This is a genomic window from Pantoea deleyi (assembly GCF_022647325.1).
In the GTDB taxonomy this organism is placed as follows: domain Bacteria; phylum Pseudomonadota; class Gammaproteobacteria; order Enterobacterales; family Enterobacteriaceae; genus Pantoea; species Pantoea deleyi.
This window is the reverse complement of record NZ_CP071408.1, coordinates 59306-78450: the sequence shown is the minus strand read 5'-3', so window position 1 is coordinate 78450 and position 19145 is coordinate 59306. Positions and strand designations below refer to the sequence as shown.

Sequence of the window (19145 nt, the reverse complement as noted above, 5' to 3'; positions counted from 1 at the left end):
TACTCTCTTATTTAAGCGCCCGCGATTTATTCCGGTGGCGGCAGCCCCTTTACGGGGGCAGAATAGGCGTCAGAAGGACGGATTACGGATTTTGAAATCTGACGGGTTTAGCCCCTGCGAAATTGAAAGAATCCGCCCAGCGCACAGATGTATTACACGTGTAATACATTTTATTCCTGCATCGTCAGGTCAGGCCCAGATACAAGGAGTTAGCATTGGAACTGAAAAATGGCACAGTCCTCATACCGAACGAATTTCAAGACGTCACACTGAGCATCTGGCAGAAAATCCTGCTTTGGCTGGGAAGACCTATCTTTGTAACCCTTAAGTCGGGGAAGGTTTGCATTGTTTTCATTGAAGATGACAGGCTCAAATACAAATGTGGGTTTCGCAGCGTCGAAGGCGCGCGCAAGGCATGGAAGGAAAGAGCTGCTCCGGAATCAGATTCAATTGATGAGGATGAGGATGAGGATGAGGATGAGGATGACGGCGACGGTGGCGGTGGCGGTGGAAGCGGCGGTAGAAGCGGCGGTAGAAGCGGCGGTGACGTTCCTGGTGTGGGTGTTCCTCGTCCAACCCCGACCCCTAGACCAACTCCGTATCCGGGCCCTAAACCAAATCCTCCTGAGGAAGAAAAGAAGAAAAAGAAAAAAGAGGAGCCTGAGCCTGCTCCTGAACCACCGGTAGAGCCTGAAGAGCCTGGCGATGATCCGTTCATTGATGAGCCGGATGAGATTATTCCGCGGCCCACGGAGACACCCGAATTAGTCCCTGATGTGCCTGTAACCCGACCTTCCAGAAGACGGCCCAGGTAATTTATTGGGTAACAAAGCAAAATTTCTGATTTACGTCTGAATAGTGACCTGCGGGAAAACCCGCAGGTATTCAATTCAGAATGCTTAAGCAATATTTTTGATGTGCATATGTATTTCAAATGTATTTCATAAGCAATACAAATGAAGTTCAGGAGTATGTCATGCTAATGCCCGCAGCCGGTGTCACCGGCGTATCGGTTCTAAGCTGGGAGACAGCACTTGCCCTACGTGATATGGCGCTTCTTCAGCCGGACTTGCCCAAATATTTACTTGCTCCAGAAGTGGCTGTGCTACTAAGCCAATTTGAAGATGAACGTCAGAGAATGCTTTTTGCATTTCTATGGAACACAGGTGCGCGCATTACTGAAGCTCTGATGGTGACTCCGGAAGATGTGCAGCTAGATGGTCTCCGTCCATTCGTCCGGCTTCGCACCTTAAAACAGCGCAACCGGGGCAGGGGGCGTCCGGGCAAAGATGAGAAGATCGCGCGCGTGGTGCCGCTGCTCGATGCTACCTTCGTTCGGGAACTGAGACGGTATCTTGCCACGTTTCGGCCAGGTCGTCGCACACCACTATTTGCGGTAACGCGCAAGACCGCCTGGATCTGGTTACAGCAGGCTCTTGAAAGAGCCGCCGCAACTGGTATCGGGTTTTCGGTTGACTCCGTGTCTCCACGTACTTTCCGTCACAGCTTTGCCATGCAGCTCTTTCTGAATCACGTCCCCCCAAAGGTGGTACAGACTTACATGGGACATGAACGTTATGAAAGCACTGAACAATATTTGAAAATATTTGCTCTTGACGTAGCTCCTCAGCTAGGTATCCGATTCAGCCTGGATGCTCAGGACTTCATGGGTATGTTAATGAAATAATAATACTTATGTGTAGTACAACGGTAAGCATTCTGGCATGCATTTGTATTACATAATTGTCTTCTGCATCATATGAATGAAGCATTTCGTCTGCCAATACGGAATATTTTATGCCGCAATCACTTTTTACTTGGTTTACCCCTCAGCTCTGCCCTGGCTGGTTGTGCCCTGCCTGCCAGTCCGCCTCGCTGGCCATACTTCCTGATACTTTTATGAGATTTGAAAATGCCTTTACGAGGCTGAACAAAAGTGAAGACTGGTTTGAGCCCGAGCACTACGCGTACATATTCAATTGTATGCTTCAGTGCGCGCGTTCAACTTGCAGAGAGGTTGTATCAGTTTCTGGTATAGGAGCTGATGAGTTCGACTATCAGCATGATGAAGAACGTGATTATACCGGACCTACTTATACAGAGTTTTTCCAGGCCAGACATTTTTGCCCTCCATTACCGTTGTTTTTAGTCCCTGATGCCTGTCCTGACTCCGTCAGATGTCAGCTTACAGAAATATCGTCACTGCTGGCTGCCCACCCTGCAGCTGCAGCCAATGCCATACGTTCACTACTGGAAGTCCTGCTTGATGATTTGAAAGTTCCCCGCGCAGAGGCCCGAACCAATAGGACTCCCCGCCCGCTAAACTTACATGGTCGCTTGCAAAATCTTAAGGTTATACAGGCCGGTCATTATGATGGAATGATGGCGCTTAAAATGCTTGGTAATGCTGGCAGTCATGGAGGTAAGCAAATTGAACAGCAACATCTCGATGATGCCTGTGCTGTACTTGAGTTGCTCATTAACCAGCTTTATCAGCGACAACCAGATCTATCTTCCCAGATTGAACGACTTAATCGGGCTTTCGCAAAAAAGCCTGTGGATTGAGCTCTTTTGTTGCTTGTGAAATACGCGTGTAGACGTGATGAATTATTCTGTATTTCAAATGTAGTTCAAATGTATTACAATGGTATTCACTTATGCGATTATGGACATCTATAGATGGGAACTGCACAGGAACACAGAGAAAAAAGAGAATATGCACTCTCGCTCGCCTATGAACGAATCGTTGATGAGTTTCTTACGGCTATCCCGGTTATTGAGAGCATTTTGTTTGAAAGAATAAAATCGGATGACTGGTCAATAGTACATCCGGCATGGCGTGTTCACTATGATCGTAAAGACTTGCGCATTGATTTTAACTGGTGGCGGCAGCGTAACAAACGACGTGACAAGCTTGATGTCAGCATATGGTGTGATGGTGAGTTGTGCGGTATGTTTTTAGCCAAGTTATCAAGAAGGCGCATAACTGTTGCGCTACGCTATCTGGAGTCCAACCCTTATCCAAATCCTTTGCTGGGGTATATGCTTCCTATTGGTTTGATCATCGCCGAAAGCTTCGCAATCGCATATGAAGCTAAGGAAGTCGCAGTAAGTCAGCCAGATAAATCTCTCATACCTCTATATCGTCAGCGAGGCTACCAGCTTAATGCTGCTGACTTATCACGTGAAAAGCGTAAATGTGACATTCGTGCGAAAGTCTTGGTTAAGAAGGTTTAGATTACTAATCGAGCATTTATTGAGCACGCGTGATATAATGCAAGTCTCAGAAAGGGGTACACAACATGGCCAAAGTTAAAAGAATAAGCGAAGATTTTACTCCAGCCACATCTAAGGCTACAGCACCATCTCGCATGAATAAAGATGGTACGTCTTCTGCCCTTTCTCTTGACGATTTCACGGGTGAGTATCGTGACGTCGTAAAAGAACTGGTTGCGATGAAACGTCAGATTTCTCAGGCATCTGGAAATCCAGTTAACCCTGTATTAAATAAAATTGTCGAGCAGGCTGTCATGCGCATTGTCCATGTTGGCCAGAAGCAGCGCATAGCACCTTCAAAGGTTAGAAAAAATGTTATGGCTAGTTCAGCTCAGTCTCGTATTACATCTGAATGGAAGCCACAGGCAGATTTAGAGCGGCGGGCAGGTATGCTTGCGGGTTCTGCTAAGCTGCGTAAGATAGGTTAAATTAAACCCGCTCCGGCGGGTTTTTGTTTTCTCATCGGTGCAGGAAGGTGTAAAGATATGAGGTTTTTGTATTACATTTGCATTACGCATATGTGCTTAATATAATGACATTAAAGATATTTTTGTGTGAATCAAATAATTTTTGCAATAGGGATGTCATCCCACTTTGTCGTCCATGCCGGTGAAAGCATCTCCCTTTTCATCTTCCACTCCGTATTTACTCCCTGTCCAGCAAACCATATGTTACCCAGCCCGGACTGATTGATACCGTCCAGCACCTTCATCAGCTGTACACTGTTGGCTCGCGGTTGCGCATCATCAAAGAGATTCAGCTGACTGACGCCATTTGGGGTGAAGTCATCAAGCATAATGCCGGCTTTCATGTATCGGCGGTCTTCTAGCCAGATGCGGTCAAGCGATCGCATTGCTGCCTCAATAATATCGCGCGTGTCCTGTGTCGGCAGGCTGAGCTTTTCGCCGGCACTATTGCCGTAAAAAATCTCATTTTCTGCATGAGGTGAGGTACGGATAAAAACGCTGATACGCCTGCAAAACTGACGTTCCCCCCTGAGCTTTTCGGCGGCCCGGGTCGCATATTGACAAAGCGCCTGCTGCATAAGTATTTTTGAGGTGATGCGCTCACCAAAAGACCTTGAACAGCAAATCTGCTGCTTAGTAGGCGGCAGCTCTTCAAGCGGGATACAGGATTCACCATTAAGCTCACGTACAGTACGTTCAAGCACCACGCTGAAATTTTTCCTGATGAGGGCAGGGTGCGCGTGCGTCAGCTGCAGGGCATTACTGATCCCCATCAGGTTGAGCCGTTTACCGATACGTCTGCCAACTCCCCAGACTTCCTCCACTGGCTGTTTTGATAGAAGAGTTTCAGTACGTCTGATATTGCCCTGAGTAAGCGCCAGTACGCCACGGAACTGCGGCCATTCTTTACTCGCCCACTGAGCACTCTTCGCTAGCGTCTTGGTCGGACCCATACCCACACCGACTGTCAGGCCGGTCGTAGCCAGCACATGCTCGCGCAGGCGCCGGCCAAAATGTTCAAAGTCTTCACAGCCGTCGATACCGGTAAGGTCCAGAAACATCTCGTCGATGGAATATTGCTCCACGCGGGGTGTCATTTCTTCCAGAGCCGTCATAACCCGCTGGCTGAGACTATGGTTTATGTGGAATGCAACATTTTCATTTCGGATTCTGATCACGGCAATGGCGTTAATAACTGATGCTTCTGACGCTCACAAGTTTAGTTCCAGATCAGTTCTCAGATAGCCGGTAATAATTGTCTGTCACATCCATAAATGTTTTCTGCAATCTGTCTCTCTGACCAGATAAATCATCACAGTAAGGCGATAAATAATGTGCGCCTGTTCAGAGTATAAAGAAACGATACGGCGAATGATCGTGCTTATGACTTTCTCACGAAAGCCATTTTCATGTTGCTGACTTCGCCGACACTTCCTGGCCTGAATTACCTGCAATTCTCTGCCACACACTGGCCTTAGGTCCGACCAACGCAGTGCCGGGCCTGCAGGCAACGTAAAGGGGTAAAAGGATACTCTGACAAAAAGATAAAGGAGATCCGGCATCCGGGTGGTACTGCTCATCATTAAGTTAAACAGCGTACAGGCTGAGCGGTGTCATTAGATATCCCTGAGCGTCATATGGTCGTTTTCTGCAATGAGCAGTGCTTCAAATGCTGCCGCCGTGAGGGGCCTGCACAGTGCGTTCCCCTGCATAATGTCGCACCGGGCGGATGTTACGAACATCCGCTGTGCCGTGTCTTCTATCCCCTCTGCCGCCACGCTGAGCCCGAGGCTTTTCCCCAGTGCCGCGATAGCATGGAACATCACCCGGGCACGGCTGCTGGTATTCAGCTCCAGGGTCAGTGACTTGTCAATTTTGAAGCCGGTGACGAAACCGTGCCGCAGCAGCCTGATGGCACCCAGTGTCCGTCCGTAGTGATCAATAATAAACGCGGCTCCCGTGCGCCGGATAGCCACAAACTGTGCTGGTGAGTCCTGGATGAGTCCCGTCAGCAGCGGCTCGTCCACTTCGAGGTCCACAAAGGCGGCGTCTCCTCCTGCCGACTCGCCAAGCACGCTTTCCAGGCCATTGCCGGCCAGCTGACGCGGAAACAGATTAATGCTGATGCGCAGCTGCGGGTAGAGGATCTGCCACTGGCGGGTCTGCAACAGCGCAGTGCGGATGATCCAGTCGCCGAGTGTGACTGACAGCGGGCTCTTTACCAGCATATCCATAAACTCTGAGGGCAGCAGAAGGCCACGTGAAGGATGCTGCCAGCGCACCAGCGCCTCGCATCCGAGCAGGCGCCCGTTGCCGGCGTCATAGCGCGGCTGGTAATGCAGGATGAACTGCTGATGGCGCACCGCAGCTTCCAGCTCTCGCTCAAAACGCCGCCGCCGCTGCTCCGCATCCAGAAATTCTGGCCTGAACATAACGCTGCAGCCCTTGCCCGAGGCCTTGGCCCGGTAGAGCGCCAGGTCCGCCGCCGACATCACGGACGACGCGTCCTCACCGTGCTCCGGGTAGGCGGCAACGCCGGTGCTGGCACCGACCAGCACCGGGGAACCATGATAGCTGAAAGGCGTCTGCACGGCGGCAATCAGCTGCTCAGCCGTCAGGCCGGCACCGGTACTTCCGCCCGGCAGCAGAATAATAAATTCGTCCCCGCCAAGCCGCGCGGCGGTGATCGCGTCCGTGCAAACCTGACGGATCTGCTCTGCCACATGGCACAGCAGTGCGTCGCCGGCGGCGTGCCCGAGTGTATCATTCACCTCCTTGAAACCATCCAGATCTGTCATCAGCAGGGTGTAAGGCACACCGGCCTCCGTCAGCTGACCAAGTTGCTGCATAAACGCACCGCGGCTGGCCAGCCGCGTCAGCATATCGAGGGAGGCGAGTTCACAGAGGCGGGCCTCGCTCTCATATCGGGCCGTGACGTCGCGAATGATCATTCCTGCCAGACGTTCGCCATCCTCCTGCCAGCCCGAGAACGACACGTCTGCCGGAAACTCACTGCCGTCACGCCTGAGTCCCCATATCTGTAACGTATGCGGCTGTGACATCGCCGCCTCTTCGCCGGTGAGACGGTCAAGCTCGTTGCGGTAATCGGCCTGGCAGCGCTCGGGGATAAGCCCGGCCACATACTGGCCCGTCATCTCCCGGGCGCTGTAACCGAACATCGCGGTGGCGGCCGGGTTCCAGAAAATGATGCCGCGGCTCAGGTCGGTGCAGATAATGGCGTCCGGAGAGGTGGCTGAGATAGACTCCAGCCGCTGCTGGCTGACGTGGCGCAGCTGTCCGATCCGGTGGACCTCCATCCGGTCCATCACCAGCGCGGCAATGTCAGCCAGGTGCTGACGGTCAGCATCCGTCAGCGGCGGGCGGGGCTGCGTGTCTGCCAGGCACACGGTCCCGATGCGGTGGCCGTCCGGGGTGGTCAGCGGGATCCCTGCGTAAAAGCGGATGTAGGGATATCCGTGTACCAGCGGGCTGTTGCGAAAGCGCGGATCGTCAAAAGTATCGGACACACACAGGATATCCTCCTGCGCCAGCGTATGATCGCAGAAAGCCGAGTGCCGTGCAGTACCGGTGATATTCAGCCCATAGCGGGACGGGAAAAACTGCCGCTGGCCGTCAATCAGCGAGACAAATGCCGTGGGGACCCGGAAGAGGCGGGCGGCGAGGGTAGTAAGACGGTCGAGTGCGTTTTCCGGAAGCGCGCCTGGCTGCTGATACGGTGCCAGCGCCGCACGGCGGGCGGCCTCATGGTCTGATATCGGGCTTTTCAGAGTCTGTCCCCTCAGGTGAAATGAGCTATGGCCGGCATAACACAGTAAAAAAGGGATACATTCAATCAGACGAGGCCGCAGAAATCTCTGCTGCCCGCTGAGGGACAAGAGAGTCGTGAACAGCTCCCGCCGCACCTGAGGCCGGAAACAGAAGTTCCCCTGCTATGGCGGCATCACGAAACGGTCACGTCAGGGTCATTCCCGGAAGCGGATCTTCTCTGCAGGTATGCAACGCACAAAAATGCTGCAGCCCGCTCAGTGGGCTTCTTCAGTCGCAGAGTACGCACGCCGTACAGCACCAAACTATTTTCCGCACATGCCTCCATCCTTTTATCGGCATGCTGAGTCTGCACTTCAGGGGCGGCAAGAAAGAACCGGCTACTTTTTGGGTTTCTGTACAAGGGCATAGAATGGATGACGCCCGGCAAGCAGCAGCAGCAGCTCGTACTCTCCCTGGCTCAGTGGGGCGGGGTTTTTCGCTGCCTCCTTCATCTGCCAGACGCGCAGACTGAGCTCGAACCGCTCCGCGGCGGCTTCCTGCGAAAGACCGGCGGGAAGCCGGAGCTCCCGGACGTCGGGACGAACCACTACCGGGCTGTATAAGTGCTGATTTCCCAGAGGATATTCCTTAAGAGAAGCGGGCCGGAATGCGCCGGCAGGATGGAAGAGAACGCGACGGGCGCGACAGTTGACAATCTTATCATTATATTATCTTAACTTTCATTCATCAATGCAGTGTACGCGCCTCTCTTCCTTTACTGATAAACTGCTGGCCGGTATAAATAAATCATCCCGTCGCGTCGCATTATTTACTCTCCACGACAGCGTAATTCCCTGTCCCCGGTGATTTTCCTTTTTTGACGAAACGCTTATCCGGATGTTACTCCGGCCCTTTCTTTCTGAATATTCGCCGGAGTATTCCGGGACCCTGTTTAAGATGTGGCAGCGACCTGAAAATGAATAAAGAATAACCTGGTGAATAACCATGATTATATTCAGTAGCGTGGGCCTGCTGACCTCAGCCGGACTTATATCCGGGAACCGTGGCAGACCAGGTTCCGGAAGCCTGAGCTGACACACTCTGGGACCACCCGGGGTGTAAGGTAAGCAGGCCCGCAAACCGGTCGCGCCCGGGCGAGGCTTCAGAAAAATCCGCTGCCGCGCTAATTAACGAATGCCACCCAGTTGCCTTCAGGTGACGCGGCCGCCGGAGGATTCATCTGATGCGGGCGGACCTGCGGCGCGGCCATGCGGAGGCCATCTGCCAGAGACGGCAGCATAAAGCGGGTGACAGCGGGTTGTCTGCCCGTTCAGGCTCCCCGCGGTGGCGGTGACCTGCTGTACCAGCGTGGCGTTCTGCTGCGTGACCCGGTCAGGCTCCGTGACCGCCAGCGTGACCTGCGCGATCTCTTTGCTCTGCTCTTCCGGGGCCAGGGCTATCTGGCCGATCAGTTCATTGACCCCGCCGACGCCGCGCAGCACCTCGTCCATGGTGGCACTGGCACTGCCGGCAGCCAGACGCCCGTCGCTGACGCGTGACACGGTGTCGGCAATCAGTCCTTCAATCTCTTTCGACGCGGCTGCGCTGCGCCAGCGAGCGCACTTCGGCGGCCACAACGGCAAAGCCGCGACCCTGCTCACCGGCGCGTGCAGCTTCAACGGCGGCGTTCAGCGCCAGGATATTGGTCTGGAAGGCAATGCCATTAATGGTCGTGGTAAACTGACGAATTTTCTCTGAGCCTTCTGCTATGCCGCTCCTGGCGTCAGCCACTGTCTGCACCAGATCCGCGCCCCGCTGCGTCCCGCCAGCTCCCGTGCCTCGCGGGCGTGTTGTGCGTTATGGCTGATGGTGGCGGTAATCTCTGCCATGCTGGCCGCGGTCTGCTCCAGTGCAGCAGCCTGGGTGGCGGTCCGGTCGGACAGGTCAGCATTCCCGGCGGCCTCGCGGTGCAGGGGAACGGCATTGTCGCGGATGGCCGATACCGCATCCAGCAGACGGTTCTGCATATCACTGACCAGGGGTACGAGCAGTCCGACGCAGTTACGGCCCTGGTCTTCCGGCTCGCACGTGAGATCACCGTCCGCAATGGTCTTCAGGTGCGTGCGGATTTTTGCCACCGGGCGTACGAGATGTACCAGCAGATAGCGGTCGCAGAATGCCAGCAGCGCCGTGATGAGGATAACTTCAAGCCGGTGACGGCAGCAGGAACCGGCGCGTTATCGGCCGCCAGCTGCAGCGTCAGGTTCTTAAGCCGCTCGCGGGCCGCGGCCGGATAGCGATCAGGTGATGACAGCGCCGTGCGATAGCCGTCCCACGCCATAACAGACGGGACGGCGGTCAGCAGGGCGGCCTTATCGGCCACGGTCCCGTCCTGCATAACGAGGTCCGCGCGGGTCAGAAACGTCAGCTGCTGCGTCAGTGCGTCGGTGCGGTCGGCATGACGGTACATTTCGCGCAGCGTCATCGCACCGTAGCTGCCGGCCAGCACCACGGCCAGTGAGAGGATCATTATCCAGATCACGACGCGACGGATGGTAAAGTGTCTGAGTAACTGCATAAGTCTTTCCCTGGTGCTGTTATTTTTATGAAATAATAAATGTCGTTATCGTTTATTTTAATTGCGTGCGTTGTTAATTTACATACTGTATTTATTGAATAAGAGTCTGGCAGGAGTGATAAGAAAAGCACACAGTCCGGCGATGAAATAAAAGAATCGTCCTGCAGTAAATAATTCACTGAAGAAAATAAAGCTGACATCTGACCAGGTTGTGCCTATTATGAGCGCCATAAGAAAGTTGTTACTGATGTTTCCTTTCGCAGCAATTGCCTTTGATATCATTCCGGTACTGTACATTTTTTCTTTTTTATTTCGCACCGGAATCAGGCCGGGGTGGAGGAGCCCATGGTGATGAATCTTACCGGCGACGAAGATCGCCGCGCGCGGACGCTGAAAGCACTGCGCACGCCCGATGAAAGCCGCGATGACGTGCTGCGCAGGTTTGTGCGTCTGGCGAGCCAGGCTCTCGGCATCCCCGGCAGCTTTATCTCCGTGCTTGATGACGAGCATCAGCACGTGCAGGCCGCCCATAACTTTGCCCTCACACAGTCCTCACGCGAGAACTCGCTCTGCCGCCATGCCGTGGACAGCGACAGCGCGGTGGTGGTGCCCGACACCTGGCTGGACGCCCGCTTCATGACGCATCCGCTCATCACTGGTGCGCCCTACATCCGCTTTTATGCCGGCGTGCCGTTGAAAAATCGCCAGGGGATCGTGCTCGGCACGCTGTGCGTCACCGACACCGCGCCGCACCCGTTCAGTGCCGATCAGCTCACCACCCTGAAGCTGCTTGCCGCGCTGGTGATGTCATTTCTGGAGGCCTGGCACTCCGCCGGGTTTGCCGACCCGGTCACCGGCCTGCCCAACCGTCAGCGCCTCATCCGCGACCTGCAGTATCTGGCCGCATCCGGCGAACCCTCCTCCCGCCGCCTGGTGCTGATTGACTGTATCGACATGCCGCGCGCCTACGAACTCGCCCGCTCTATGGGCATGGGGCCGGTGGAAAGTCTTCTGAAAGACGTGGCCACGCTGCTGCCGCTGCGACTGCGCCCGGCGCCCGGCGAGCTGCTCTATACCGTCGCCACCGGACGATTTGCCATCCTGACGCGTGAAGACAGCCATATGAGCGCGGACTGGATCGCGGGACGTATGGAGGGGATAAGCGCCGATCTCGGCGACGGCATTGCCGTGGCGCTCAGCACCTACGCCGGTGAAATCACCTTTGTCACGGGCAGCATCACGGCACAGGAAGCGCTGCGCCGCGCGGTCAGCGCGCTGCACGAGGCCATCGGACGGGGCGTGCCCGCCATGCGCTTCAGCCTGGACTGCGACGCGCGCCATACCCGGGACTTTACGCTGATGAACGACCTGGCCGCCGCGCTGCGGGAAAACTCAGGGCTGTGGCTGGCCTATCAGCCTAAAATCTGTTTTCACAGTGGCCGCCCCGTGGGACTGGAGGCGCTGGTCCGCTGGCGCCATCCGGTGCGGGGCGAGCTCTCTCCCGCCCTGTTTATGCCGCTGGCAGAGCAGACCTCGCTGCTCAGCGAACTGACGGCCTGGGTCACGGACCACGCCATCGGCCGCCTGACGCGTCTGCGCAACAGCGTTATTCAGCTTCCCGTAACGGTGAACGTCAGCAGCCGGGATTTTGCACGCGAGGGTTTTGCCGATGCGCTTGAGGTGAAAATGATCAAAGCCAGACTCTCCCCTTCGCTGCTGGGCATTGAGTGCCTGGAGACCGAGCGTATTATTGAAAACCCGGCGGCGATGCGCGGACTGGAGATGCTGAAGTTGCGCGGATTCGGGATCTCGCTCGACGACTTCGGTACAGGCTACAGCAACATCAGCTACCTGCGGCGCATGCCGCTGGACGTCATCAAGCTGGACCGCTCACTCATCAGCGAAATATCCTCCGACCCCGCCTCGCGCATCATCGCGCGCAGCATCATTGCCATGCTGAAGGATCTGGACTATACGGTGCTGGCTGAAGGCGTTGAGGATGCGGCCACAGTCAGTGCGCTCACGGAGTACGGCTGCGACCAGGCGCAGGGATTTTTCTATTCCCGCCCCCTGCCGGAGGCGGAACTTGACGAGTGGCTGTCCTGGAGGCTGCGCGGCCAGTGCTGATCGCGCCCGCTATCAGACAGGCGTCATGTGGCGTCTGAACCCCTCCGGCCCTGCAACAATCACCGCGTCGCGTCCTGCACCCTTAGCCTCATACAGCGCTTCGTCCGCCCGCCGTAGCATTCCATCCCGGTTCCCGCCGCTGTCTGCCAGCGCGGCGACCCCGGCCGATACAGTCATGGCCCCCACGAACGGGAATGTCGTGGTGCTGACAAGTGCGCGGATGCGCTCCGCCATCCGGGCTGCATCCTCTAATGACGTCTGCGGCAGCAGGAGAATAAACTCTTCGCCGCCGAAGCGGCTGACCACGTCCCCGGTCCGGCAGGCCTGCTTCAGCAGCCCGGCCAGACTCACCAGTACCGCATCACCTGCATCGTGCCCGTACCAGTCGTTAATTTTTTTAAAATGGTCGATATCTATCGCAATCACGCACTGCCCGGCGTCACCGGTGCTCCTGTCTGCCTGCAGGGTAAAACCACGGCGGTTGCTGAGCCCGGTCAGCGGATCGGTCATGGCCTCGTCGCTGAGCGTTGCCATCCGGCCTGCCATAACGTGGCGGTACTCTTCAACGGCCTGCTTCAGGCGGTCGGCTTCATAATACCAGGCCTGTACCGGAGCCAGCGACGCGTCACTGCCCTCATTTCGCACCATGCCGGCCAGCTTCTCCAGGGGAGAGGCGATACATCCGGCCAGCAGGGTCACCACGGCTACCGTCAGGACAATAATTCCCATCAGGAACCACACCGCGTTTTCTGCGGTGCGCACCAGAATATCCCGGACCGTTTCAGAGGTCCCGGCAATAAAAATGTTCCAGTCCGTTTTGTGCAGGCTGGCGTAGCCCGTCAGGACCTGCTGGCCGTGCGATTCCGTGCTGAACCGGCCGCTGTCCGTCGAGGCCAGCTGCTTCTTCAGCGCGGAGTCCAGCAACATTTTTGTTCCCACCCGGGCCGGATCGTGGCTGAAGATGATGAGGCCGTCATTGCTGACGATGCTCACGCTGAAGCCGCGGGTGTAAAAATGCAGGCTCAGGATGTCGCTCAGGATGCTCTGCTTTTTAAGGTAAATGGTGCCGCCAATATAGCCCAGATAATGGCCGTCAGCCGTAAACAGCGGCTGCGAGATAAAAACGACGTAATTACCGGAGGCCGAGGTAAAGGGTGCCGAAATAAACGGCTTCTGCGTTGTGATAGCCTGGCGGCTCGCGTCTGAATGCAGCTTCACGCCTATCAGGCTCAGGCTTTCCGGCGAGGTGGCGGCGATAACGGCGTCGCGGTTAACCACCACCACCGTATTGAAAAAGCCGGACTGAAGCCGGAGGCGGTCAGTCTCGGCACGGAGCTGCGCCGGATCGGTCAGGCCCTTGATCTGCACGGCACTCCAGGCAAGTTCACGCTGTGCCGTGCCGAGATAACGATCGGTTGTGTCGGCAAGCTTGCGCGCGTAGGCAATGTTGCTCTCAAGCAGGCTGTCCTCGATGTTGGTCTTCTGAAAAATCAGCAGCGACCCGAGCAGCAGGCAGGCGGTCATGATCACCCCGCCTACGGATAATGAGATGAGCAGCGAGCGAAGGCGGAATTTTTTCAGCAGCATGGCATCATGGGCCCGGATTGAGTTGTCATCAGAGTGTAACGCAGGCGGCGCCGGCCAAAAGGCAGAACAGCGCGACATTTATGTGTCCGGCGGAAGAATTACGCGGTGCCGGTACAGATGCACCGGCCTGACGCAAATCCTTCTGCTTAATGCAATTTAACCTGAGAATGTTCTGCTGTGACGTAAAATTCGCGGATTAATATCATGAAAAATAATTAATAAAGTGATGCCGGCTTATTGCGGTATAAATCAGCGATCGGCCCGTGAAGAACTGCGGACATTTTTATCGTACCGGCCGTTTGATTTTATGAGAGCAGGTCGGTATCAGACAGATAAAGAGGATCCTCCCCGCGCTGCACGGTAAGCGAAAAGAGTTAACGGCTCAGGCCGACTGCATCTGATTCAGCCATGCACGGCCGACGCCATTCTGTCGATTTTACGGAACATCCAGACCGCGCAATGCGTTACCCGGAAATGAAGCTTTTTTATCAGTACAATGCAGGCATGGCAGTGTTCGGGGTAAAAAGGTATGGGAAAAAAATCCGGTTCGGACCGCAAAAAATCAGTTTTTTACCGCTTACGCTTGTTATTGTGCTCATCTTTTTTACCCTTCATTAAGGTCTGCCGGTGGCTCCACCGGATTATAATAAAATCAACGGTCAGTAAGTTCCTCTTTGAACCGCCTTCGTGGCGGTTTTTTTAGGCATGAAAACGCACCTGTAACAGAAAATGCTGGCTGATATGAATGACATTGTCAGCATGCACGATGCCATCCCCGAAGGCTTAACGCCGGAAACCGCCCGGACCGTCCACTACGGCAATACTGGCACCGCCCGCCGGAGGGACCTGAAGCAATGCTGCTGCTCTGTCTGAACAGCCAGACCATCCCGTGGTGTCTGTAACTGGCTGCAGCCTCTTTCCGTCCTGTGCGGCAGCAAATCTTCTGCCGCACAATGTATTGTGTTCAATTCAGTTGAGATCAGCCCTGCTGGATCCGCGCTTTCTACCGATATTCTTTCATCAAACACATGTTTCCCGGAGAACTGATGAAGATTTCAACGCACCTCAGCGCAGGCTCTGGCCTGCTTATCCTGCTTTTTGTCCTGTGCACGGGCATTGCCGTTCACGCCCTGAGGCAGGCCACGGAGGGAATGAACGACACCGTCGACGTGAAGATGAAGCGCTTTGCCGTGGTCGTGAATATGCGTAACAGCATGCGCGACATGGCTATCGCGGCCCGTAACCTTGCGCTGCTGTCCGACCCGGCCCAGATGCAGCCCGAGTGGCCGCGCATGACGGCCCAGCGTGAGGTTTATATTCAGAAACGGCAACAGCTGGAAAAAAGCATGTCCGTTAACGTATCCGCGCAGGGAAAAACCCTGCTGGAGAAATCACTTTCGGCAGAAGACGCCGCGCTTTCCACGCTGATGGCGGCCGGAAAGCTGGGCCTGGAGAACCGCCAGCAGGAGGCCACCGCGTTTCTGATGACCACCGCCCGGCCGGCGCAGAGGGTTCTGCTGAACACCCTTGATAACCTGACGGACACTGAGATGCAGCTGAGCCGGGATACGGGGGCAGAAAACAGCGCCCGCACCGCCCGGACCGCCGTTATCCTGTCGGGCCTGGCCGCGCTGTCCGTCCTGCTGTCAGTGGGCACCTGTTATCTTCTGGTCCGCATGCTGATGCGCCAGCTGGGTGGTGAGCCCGCTCAGGCTCAGGCGCTGGCCGCCGCCATCGCCGCCGGTGACCTGACCTCGCCGGTCACGCTGCGCCGCGGCGACACCGCCAGCCTGCTTGCCTCGCTGGACGGCATGCAGGCAAACCTGCGCGGACTGGTGTCGCAGATTAAAGACGCGTCCGCCTCGGTGGCGCTGGCCGCCGACGAGATTTCGCAGGGTAATACCGAGCTTTCCTCGCGCACCGAGCAGCAGGCCGCCGCCCTGCAGGAAACGGCAGCCAGCATGGAGCAGCTGACCGCCACGGTAAAAAGCAACGCGGCCGGTGCACACCAGACCGCGGGCACGGCGCGCGAGACGGCCACGCTGGCCCGCGCCGGTGAGGCTGACGTGCAGCGCATGTCGGAGACCATGAATGAGATTTCGCTGAGCGCGGTCCGGGTCCGGGACATTACCTCGGTCATTGAGGGCATTGCGTTTCAGACCAACATTCTGGCGCTCAATGCGGCCGTGGAAGCCGCACGCGCCGGCGAGGAGGGGCGGGGCTTTGCCGTTGTGGCGGGGGAGGTCAGGTCACTTGCCCAGCGCAGCGCCAGCGCCGCCCGGGACATCAAGCTGCTGATTGAACAGGCCGTATCCCAGGTGGAAGGCGGCGTCGCCGCGGCCGCCGGTACGGGGGAGAGTATCCTGAGGATTGTCGGCATGGTGGGTGAACTGGCCGACGCCATGGACAGCCTTTCCCTCTCCTCCGGCGAGCAGATGCAGGGCATCTCCCAGGTCAGCATCGCCGTCAGTCAGATGGACGGGGTGACGCAGAATAACGCTGCCCTGGTGGAGGAGTCCTCTTCGGCATCGCAGTCGCTGTCAGAGCAGGCCCGCGCCCTGCGCGGCATGGTGGAGACCTTCCGCGTATGACGTACCACAGTGAGGCTGTTTTCGCCGGCACGGACCGTATTACTTCTCTTAAGGCCGATGTGGACGCGCTGTTAAGGCAGCTCAGCGAGGGGGAATACCTGAGCGTGGACGCCTTTGCCAACAACTGGGTGCACCTGACGGCCCTGTACGCGAGGATTCAGGAGCAGATGAACGACCGGGTCCTGATGGACCGGCTGGTCCGCACTGACCTGCTGCTGACCGCCGACCTGATGGCGGTGGGCCGGATGATTATGGTGATGAACAATTTTCTGCGCTGCACTGCCTCCACGCGCTGAACCGGCCCGCCGGTTTGTTTACGTTGACATCAATTTAATCTGACTCAATACTGTGCGCCCTGAACGGGGCGCAGACCCGCTGCGGTACGTCCGCACCGCCGGAAAAATGCGGCCCCGCCCGGAAGGTATGATGATATGAAAGATGAACCCCACGGGAACCGCGATGCGGCGCCTGAAACCATTGACCAGTTTCTGTGCTTTGCGCTCTACTCGGCGTCGCTTGCCATGACGAAGCTCTATCAGCCCCGGCTGAAGCCGCTGGGGCTGACCTATCCTCAGTACCTGGTGCTGCTGGTGCTGTGGGAACAGGATGGCCTCACGGTCTCCGGGCTCGGCGCGCGCGTCCGGCTGGACTCCGGCACGCTCAGCCAGCTCCTGAAACGGCTGGAGCAGACCGGCGTTATCTGCCGGCAGCGCGACACGCAGCAGGATGAACGGCGCGTGCTGATTTCCCTGACGGAGCAGGGCCGCCGGCTGAAGATTACGGCCGCCGGCGTACCGGCAGATATGGTGTCGGTGATGGACACGGCCCGTGATGAGCTGAGTGAGCTGACTGAACGGGTTTCCGCGCTGCGCGAAAGGCTTGCGCGTGCGCGGGCCTGACACCGTTTTACTGCTTCCCGCCTGGTACGGGAGGCATCCTAATCACGCCGGGTGACCTGAATGACGTCGTTCCCGGTGATATACAGCAGGATACACATGCGTCAGGAGTCTGAAGTGGGTACCGACCGTCCGGATAATATGGACAGCATTCAGTCAGTGATAGGGCATGCCGTCTCAAGCCTGTTAAAGTCAGGGGAAGAGGTGGGCGTGCAGGAGATACTGGCCTTTCTGAAGCAGCAGGAGGCCCGGTCTGTGGACGGCCGTAAAAAGCTTTACGGCCGGGCAATCAGCGTCGTTGCCGATGACACGGACCGATGATGCCTGGTGCTTCAGTGCTTTAACACCGGGCCGGACCGCGCTGAGGCATCCGCCCGATGCGTGACGCGGCCGGCGGCGTTTTCCTGTTTCCGCAGGCTCAGTGCCGCTTCAGCTTCCCGGATGGCGGAAAAGGTTGCCTTCCTGCCTGCGGCATCCTTTTCCGTCATCAGCATCTGCTGCAGCCTGAGGAGCAGCGCTGACTCATTAACCGGTGCGCCCTCTCTGAGTAAAAAAAGCACCGCTTCACCGAGCTTTGTATCTGCCCGTTTTTCATCTTCTGTTCTGTACATTACGTTGTACCACATTCCTGGTTTCAGTTATGGCCATTGCCGGCGACGCCGGTATCTGCCGGAGGATTCCGGCATCAATGGTAGCCTCTGCGACGGTATGTTCAACCGGAAATTTATGCACCGCACGGCATGCAGTCGCACGGCATCCTGCTCTGCAGAGAAACGGCGATACATCCTGATGCGGGTATCTGGTGGCCAGAGGCGGAACCGCGCGGGTGCCGGCGCGTTACTCCCGCGCCCGGCACCCTTTCAGCTGGTTGCCACCCTGAACTATCAGCATACGTCACTAAACTTTTGATGAACTTAATTATTTTTCTGAAGTCAGAATGATATCGGGATATTCCCCGTAACGAATTTCCCCGCCGCCGGCGGTTTTTTTTTACCTGCAATAGCGCTGTCTGATGAGGTCCGCAGCCGGTTCATTAATGGTGCCTCATGCCCCGTCCTGCCGGTTCGCTTGCGTATCCGCTTTTTTGTATCAGAATGACAGTGTGCCTGTTTCTGATGATCCCGGGCACGACGAGTTTTGAACTTTTTGACTGGTTCACCCGTCAAGATGGCGGGTTTTCTTGTATTTTAAGCGCGGCGCAGTGACGTTCATGTGAACAGCTTGGGTTTTCCCGGCCAGCGCAGCACGTCACGCAGAGGTGTGCCGGAGCCGGTAAAAGAAATGCGTGTATGCCCGCGCTCTTCAGAAAAAAGACAGGACGCCTCTGTACCGGCTCCGCAGGCAGGCTCAACGTCCGGAGACGGCCGCACTGAACGTTATTGCTCCTCCAGAGACGTCACGCCGGTCAGTTTATCAAGCGCTTCATGATTGATTTCTTCATCCGCACCATCGACCGCCGCGGAAATGCTCAGCAGAGCCTGCAGCTCGCTTAACAGAATGGCCGCATCGGATTTAAGCAGTTCGTCGGACTCTGCGGAGTCAATCACGGTATTGATGGCCTTGTTAGCGCTTTCGATCATCTCCGTTACGCCGCCCTCCCGGCTTACCGCCAGAACAAGCGCGCTGATCAGCAGCGACTGTGCCTCAACGCGCGCCGTCAGCTGTTTCATGCCGGCATCAATATGTGAAATTTTAGCCAGCATGCTCAGTACCACGTTTTTCATAGCGTCCGCTCCGGTTAGCTCCGGTTAAAAAGGGGATTTTACTCCTCAGTGCCGTCCCTGCCTACAGCGTCGCTCTGAAAATACACCCGGCAATGCTGAAATGCGCGCATCCCCCCGGGAATAAATGGCCT

15 protein-coding genes and 2 pseudogenes are annotated in these 19145 nt (G+C 56.4%); 11 read left to right on the top strand and 6 right to left on the bottom strand.

The window, feature by feature from the left end; translation table 11 throughout:
• Positions 1-215: 215 nt before the first annotated feature.
• The 5 genes from J1C59_RS21755 (at position 216) to J1C59_RS21735 (ending at position 3704) form a co-directional block, all read left to right on the top strand.
• On the top strand, positions 216-815 hold the full coding sequence (locus tag J1C59_RS21755) for a hypothetical protein (protein ID WP_140916966.1): 600 nt from the start codon (positions 216-218) through the stop codon (positions 813-815).
• Between the two features lie 161 nt (positions 816-976).
• The gene (locus tag J1C59_RS21750; RefSeq protein ID WP_128085366.1) at positions 977-1687 is read left to right on the top strand and encodes a tyrosine-type recombinase/integrase; all 711 of its coding nucleotides are present in this window, start codon (positions 977-979) and stop codon (positions 1685-1687) included.
• A gap of 110 nt (positions 1688-1797) precedes the next feature.
• The gene (locus J1C59_RS21745; RefSeq protein WP_128085365.1) at positions 1798-2565 is read left to right on the top strand and encodes a DUF4145 domain-containing protein; all 768 of its coding nucleotides are present in this window, start codon (positions 1798-1800) and stop codon (positions 2563-2565) included.
• 114 nt (positions 2566-2679) lie between these two features.
• Positions 2680-3237, top strand: coding sequence for a hypothetical protein (locus J1C59_RS21740; RefSeq protein ID WP_128085364.1), 558 nt, complete (start codon positions 2680-2682; stop codon positions 3235-3237).
• A 65-nt stretch (positions 3238-3302) separates the two neighbouring features.
• Positions 3303-3704: a hypothetical protein gene (locus J1C59_RS21735; RefSeq protein ID WP_128085363.1), complete on the top strand. Its 402-nt coding sequence runs from the start codon at positions 3303-3305 to the stop codon at positions 3702-3704.
• A gap of 131 nt (positions 3705-3835) precedes the next feature.
• Here the strand turns inward: J1C59_RS21735 and umuC are convergent.
• The 4 genes and pseudogenes from umuC to J1C59_RS21715 form a co-directional block, all read right to left on the bottom strand.
• Positions 3836-4891 (bottom strand): annotated as a pseudogene (gene umuC / locus J1C59_RS21730) (translesion error-prone DNA polymerase V subunit UmuC); the annotation flags it as partial.
• A 468-nt stretch (positions 4892-5359) separates the two neighbouring features.
• Positions 5360-7486 carry a putative bifunctional diguanylate cyclase/phosphodiesterase gene (locus J1C59_RS21725; protein WP_128085385.1) on the bottom strand — a complete coding sequence of 709 codons (2127 nt, stop codon included), beginning with the start codon at positions 7484-7486 and terminating at the stop codon, positions 5360-5362.
• Positions 7487-7909: 423 nt separating this feature from the next.
• The gene (locus J1C59_RS21720; RefSeq protein WP_128085384.1) at positions 7910-8149 is read right to left on the bottom strand and encodes a transcriptional regulator; all 240 of its coding nucleotides are present in this window, start codon (positions 8147-8149) and stop codon (positions 7910-7912) included.
• A gap of 545 nt (positions 8150-8694) precedes the next feature.
• A pseudogene (locus tag J1C59_RS21715) lies at positions 8695-10089 on the bottom strand (methyl-accepting chemotaxis protein).
• A 345-nt stretch (positions 10090-10434) separates the two neighbouring features.
• Here J1C59_RS21715 and J1C59_RS21710 point away from each other — a divergent pair.
• Positions 10435-12216 carry a bifunctional diguanylate cyclase/phosphodiesterase gene (locus tag J1C59_RS21710; RefSeq protein ID WP_140916873.1) on the top strand — a complete coding sequence of 594 codons (1782 nt, stop codon included), beginning with the start codon at positions 10435-10437 and terminating at the stop codon, positions 12214-12216.
• 12 nt (positions 12217-12228) lie between these two features.
• Here J1C59_RS21710 and J1C59_RS21705 read toward each other — a convergent pair whose 3' ends face one another.
• On the bottom strand, positions 12229-13803 hold the full coding sequence (locus J1C59_RS21705; RefSeq protein ID WP_128085361.1) for a sensor domain-containing diguanylate cyclase: 1575 nt from the start codon (positions 13801-13803) through the stop codon (positions 12229-12231).
• 1046 nt (positions 13804-14849) lie between these two features.
• Here J1C59_RS21705 and J1C59_RS21700 point away from each other — a divergent pair.
• The 5 genes from J1C59_RS21700 (at position 14850) to J1C59_RS21680 (ending at position 17811) form a co-directional block, all read left to right on the top strand.
• Complete coding sequence (locus J1C59_RS21700) at positions 14850-16394, top strand: methyl-accepting chemotaxis protein (RefSeq protein ID WP_140916874.1); 1545 nt, start codon at positions 14850-14852, stop codon at positions 16392-16394.
• Entirely contained in the window at positions 16391-16690 is a 300-nt protein-coding gene (locus tag J1C59_RS21695) for a hypothetical protein (protein WP_128085898.1), read from the top strand. The genes J1C59_RS21700 and J1C59_RS21695 overlap by 4 nt, the downstream gene beginning before the upstream one ends.
• Positions 16691-16825: 135 nt before the next feature.
• Positions 16826-17293, top strand: coding sequence for a MarR family winged helix-turn-helix transcriptional regulator (locus J1C59_RS21690; RefSeq protein WP_128085897.1), 468 nt, complete (start codon positions 16826-16828; stop codon positions 17291-17293).
• A gap of 96 nt (positions 17294-17389) precedes the next feature.
• A complete protein-coding gene (locus J1C59_RS21685) occupies positions 17390-17611 on the top strand; it encodes a hypothetical protein (RefSeq protein ID WP_208721839.1) in 222 nt (73 codons plus the stop codon).
• Between the two features lie 56 nt (positions 17612-17667).
• Positions 17668-17811, top strand: a complete 144-nt coding sequence (locus J1C59_RS21680; protein ID WP_158086883.1) for a hypothetical protein — start codon at positions 17668-17670, stop codon at positions 17809-17811.
• Between the two features lie 855 nt (positions 17812-18666).
• Here the strand turns inward: J1C59_RS21680 and iraP are convergent.
• Positions 18667-19014 carry an anti-adapter protein IraP gene (gene iraP / locus J1C59_RS21675; protein ID WP_031594190.1) on the bottom strand — a complete coding sequence of 116 codons (348 nt, stop codon included), beginning with the start codon at positions 19012-19014 and terminating at the stop codon, positions 18667-18669.
• Positions 19015-19145 lie beyond the last annotated feature (131 nt).

Excerpts from the sequence above, each read along its gene's own strand:
- J1C59_RS21680 (WP_158086883.1), top strand. The coding sequence starts at position 17,668 with ATGCGTGACGCGGCCGGCGGCGTTTTCCTGTTTCCGCAGGCTCAGTGC.
- J1C59_RS21695 (WP_128085898.1), top strand. The coding sequence starts at position 16,391 with ATGACGTACCACAGTGAGGCTGTTTTCGCCGGCACGGACCGTATTACT.
- J1C59_RS21710 (WP_140916873.1), top strand. The coding sequence starts at position 10,435 with ATGGTGATGAATCTTACCGGCGACGAAGATCGCCGCGCGCGGACGCTG.
- J1C59_RS21690 (WP_128085897.1), top strand. The coding sequence starts at position 16,826 with ATGAAAGATGAACCCCACGGGAACCGCGATGCGGCGCCTGAAACCATT.
- J1C59_RS21745 (WP_128085365.1), top strand. The coding sequence starts at position 1,798 with ATGCCGCAATCACTTTTTACTTGGTTTACCCCTCAGCTCTGCCCTGGC.
- J1C59_RS21750 (WP_128085366.1), top strand. The coding sequence starts at position 977 with ATGCTAATGCCCGCAGCCGGTGTCACCGGCGTATCGGTTCTAAGCTGG.
- iraP (WP_031594190.1), bottom strand. The coding sequence starts at position 19,014 with ATGAAAAACGTGGTACTGAGCATGCTGGCTAAAATTTCACATATTGAT.
- J1C59_RS21685 (WP_208721839.1), top strand. The coding sequence starts at position 17,390 with ATGCGTCAGGAGTCTGAAGTGGGTACCGACCGTCCGGATAATATGGAC.
- J1C59_RS21700 (WP_140916874.1), top strand. The coding sequence starts at position 14,850 with ATGAAGATTTCAACGCACCTCAGCGCAGGCTCTGGCCTGCTTATCCTG.
- J1C59_RS21705 (WP_128085361.1), bottom strand. The coding sequence starts at position 13,803 with ATGCTGCTGAAAAAATTCCGCCTTCGCTCGCTGCTCATCTCATTATCC.
- J1C59_RS21740 (WP_128085364.1), top strand. The coding sequence starts at position 2,680 with ATGGGAACTGCACAGGAACACAGAGAAAAAAGAGAATATGCACTCTCG.
- J1C59_RS21735 (WP_128085363.1), top strand. The coding sequence starts at position 3,303 with ATGGCCAAAGTTAAAAGAATAAGCGAAGATTTTACTCCAGCCACATCT.